Here is a 3496-nt window from a genome sequence, read left to right on the forward strand (position 1 = left end):
AAACTGCAATACGGAGGCACGACCTAATTTTTTATCTAGTGCTTTATACATTCATTAATAACATAAGTAAAGAATATTTAATCAAATTGATAAAATTTTTACTATTAAGCTCTATCTGTGATTTAAAAACCATGGCGTTTAAAACGAAATTTACTAAATAATTAAATGATTTTCTTAGTTTTGATGCTCTGACATTTTCTTATGATATAAGGCACCAAAGTCTATAGGATCAATCATTAAAGGCTGGAATCCTGCATCTTGAGTGCAGCTAGCTATAATTTTTCTAGCAAATGGAAATATCATTGCTGGACAATGAACAGATAATAAAATCGGATGTTGTTCAGAATCAATATTAATTAAATTAAATACCCCGGCATATTTTAATTCTATCTGAAATAATTTATATTTTTCATTTCTTGCAGTTGCTTCGATATTTAATTCTACTTCATAGAAATTTTCTTCCGATAAATTAGTAATATTTATATCTAGAGATAAATCAATTTGAGGGCGTTGTTCTAAAGCCGCAAGAGAAGACGGGGCAGAAGGGTTCTCAAGAGATAAATCTTTTATATATTGTGCATTAACGGAAATATGTGGCATTGCCTCATTAGTATCAGTGTTTATTGTACTCATAAAAATCCTTATTAAAAATTTAATATAATTTTTTAGAGCCTATTCACGATTTTATTTTGATTGATAATTAAACAGGTTTTTAAGCGAAAATTAATAAGATTTTTGTAGGGATAGTATTCTTATTTCAAAAAAATCTTATAATTTGCGGCTAAAAAGATTTTAATTAGCTTTAAAATTAAGATCGTGAACAGGTTCTTACATAAAAAAGTTATGTTAACGGTAAAGTTACGCCTATTTGTTTCATATATTTTCCTTGTCGATCGGCATATGAAGTATCACAAACTTGATCACTTCTTAAAAATAAAAACTGACAAGCTCCTTCATTTGCATATATTTTAGCAGGTAATGGAGTAGTATTAGAAAACTCTAAAGTTACATGTCCTTCCCACTCCGGTTCTAACGGAGTCACATTTACTATTATACCGCATCTTGCATAAGTGGACTTGCCGACACAAATAACTAATACATCACGCGGTATTTTAAAATATTCTATAGTTCTGCCAAGGGCAAAACTATTAGGTGGGATAATACACACATCTACTTCTCTATCAACTAAATTATATTCACTGAAATTTTTTGGATCAACCGTAGTAGAATTTATATTGGTGAATATTTTAAATTCATTAGATACTCTAGCATCATAGCCGTAAGAAGATAAGCCGTAAGAAATAATCTTTTCTTTATTATGAACTCTTACCTGCTTTTCCGCAAAGGGTCTTATCATACTTTGATTTATAACAGCTTCTTTTATCCACTTATCTGACATTATAGCCATAATCAAAACTTAATTTAATTAATAAACTAATGATTATAACTCATAATTATTTACAATACAAAATTTTTCTTTAGAACTATAAGTCTGAGGCTGCTTGAATAATGATAGTGATAATAATACAACATTGTATACTTTAAATTAAATTATTACAAATTAAAATAGTTTTTTATTGTCAATTGTGAAAAGTATTATTATATTCTAGCGTAGTTGATTTATATTTATTAATACTAAAAATTTATTTTGTATAGTAAATTTTATTATTTAAGTTTATAGGGACTTTATTAAAGTGAAAAAATTATTATTAGCTGCAGGTATTATTTGTCTTGCATCGGCTGGTCTTGCCGAAGAAAATCCAACACCTGTTATTTCTAATTCTGATACTGAAATAAAATTAGAAGGATTTTATTTATTTGAAAGCGGTTATATTAAACAGGATCATTTAATTTTATTTGATAAGAATGTAACTGATAACAGAAAAAAGCTAGGGTTTTACACGGAAGCAGCGTTTGCGGCAACTATTTCTAAAACTATCAATGATGTAATAGCAGGTGCTAAAATAGTGCTCCAACCTACTACAAGAGCAAAAACCTCTGCAAGTTATAACGGATCACATATCTTTATTGAAACTAGTTACGGTAAAGTAGAATTAGGCTCTCCTGTCGACGCAAGTGCTAAATTGCGTGTTACCGGCTCTCAAGTAACCGCAGGTACCGGAGGATGGTATAGATATGCTCTACTTGATGGTCAATATATGAGATATAACGGTTTAAAACCGGATTTCGATACTAGTGCTAGCTTTTATCTTGAATCATACTCGAACTCTTTTGATCAAATGAATGAAAAAACTGAAAAAGCTAGAAGGGCGAACTTTTTTACTCCTAAAATGAAAGGTTTCCAAGCTGGTATCTCTTATACTCCCGATACTGCTAATACGGGCGGTAACAAAGATATAAATAATTTAACGCTTGAGAGCTCAGGAAGAAACGGAGTTAGTGTTTCTAGAACCGGAATAAAGATAGTTTCCTTAGGAAACGGTGAAGCCATGACTATAAATCAGAATATTAGAGATGCTTTTTCTGCCGGCTTAACTTATGAACATGAAATTAGCGAAGATGCAGACTTAAAATTATCCGTTACCGGAGAGTATGGTAAACCTGCTCGTCGTCTTGTTCATACTAAAATAGACGGAACTACAACCCAAGTGCTTAATACTTATAAGCTTTCTAATTTAAAAGCATATAATCTTGGAGCCGTATATACTTATGGTAATTTCTCTTGCGGAGCTTCTTACGGTAATTTAGGTAAAAGCTTAACCACTAAGGAATATTATAAAGTCGGTCGTGATACCTATTATTACAATGGAGCAGTTGCTTATGGACAAGGTCCTATAAAAACAAGTCTTGAATATCTTAAAACTTCAAGATATAAAAACACCGTCGATGCTGTGAGTCTCGCTACTGAGTATAAGATCATGCCTGGTTTATTACCATATGCTGAAATTTCTCATTTCCAAGCTAAAGGTAAACCTGTATATTACCCTGAAACACCTAGTAAAACAACACGAGGTACTGTTGGTCTTATAGGTACAAAACTTAAGTTTTAATTATTTACAAATTAAGTTCCATCACTACGCTTAGAGTAATCTTATGTATAGTACTGGATAATTTTTAAAAAGCCCTCTATGTCATCCTTGCGAAAGCAGGGATCCAAGCTAAAAAATCTTGATTTTAAAGATTTTTTAGGTTTTACTGGATTCCAGCTTTTGGGAGTTGTTGCATGACCTTCAAAACTCGCTCAATGTCATTCCTTCGTAGACCGGTAAAACCCACTGTGTCACCCCGTGGCCTGGCCACGGGGTCCATAAAAACAATAAAAAATACTAATAATTTTAATATTTTAACTAGATCCCGTGGTCAAGCCACGGGATGACAGGGGTGAAATTGATCTGCACAACAATGCCACGCGGAGATGACATAGAGTAAAAACTTTCTGGTACTATAAATCCTACGCCTTAATTATTAATCAAACTATCAACAAATTATAGTTGTAGAAGTCAAGATTTAATCTTACAGACATTATAAAAATTAT

At 31.7% G+C, this 3496-nt stretch carries 3 protein-coding genes; 1 reads left to right on the forward strand and 2 read right to left on the reverse strand.

Translation table 11 applies throughout. The annotated features are described in order from the left end of the window. Positions 1-174: 174 nt before the first annotated feature. Together secB and dcd are read right to left on the reverse strand one after the other, a co-directional pair. The gene (gene secB, locus KYQ89_RS00950; protein ID WP_011270410.1) at positions 175-633 is read right to left on the reverse strand and encodes a protein-export chaperone SecB; all 459 of its coding nucleotides are present in this window, start codon (positions 631-633) and stop codon (positions 175-177) included. A 208-nt stretch (positions 634-841) separates the two neighbouring features. After that, positions 842-1408 carry a dCTP deaminase gene (gene dcd, locus KYQ89_RS00955; RefSeq protein ID WP_218459965.1) on the reverse strand — a complete coding sequence of 189 codons (567 nt, stop codon included), beginning with the start codon at positions 1406-1408 and terminating at the stop codon, positions 842-844. Between the two features lie 286 nt (positions 1409-1694). Between dcd and KYQ89_RS00960 the strand changes: the two genes are divergently transcribed. Next, positions 1695-3011, forward strand: coding sequence for a porin (locus KYQ89_RS00960; RefSeq protein WP_218459966.1), 1317 nt, complete (start codon positions 1695-1697; stop codon positions 3009-3011). The last annotated feature ends 485 nt before the right edge of the window (positions 3012-3496 follow it).

Origin of the sequence: Rickettsia sp. TH2014, from assembly GCF_019249195.1 — a bacterium.
In the GTDB taxonomy this organism is placed as follows: domain Bacteria; phylum Pseudomonadota; class Alphaproteobacteria; order Rickettsiales; family Rickettsiaceae; genus Rickettsia; species Rickettsia felis.

Excerpts from the sequence above, each read along its gene's own strand:
- secB (WP_011270410.1), bottom strand. The coding sequence starts at position 633 with ATGAGTACAATAAACACTGATACTAATGAGGCAATGCCACATATTTCC.
- dcd (WP_218459965.1), bottom strand. The coding sequence starts at position 1,408 with ATGGCTATAATGTCAGATAAGTGGATAAAAGAAGCTGTTATAAATCAA.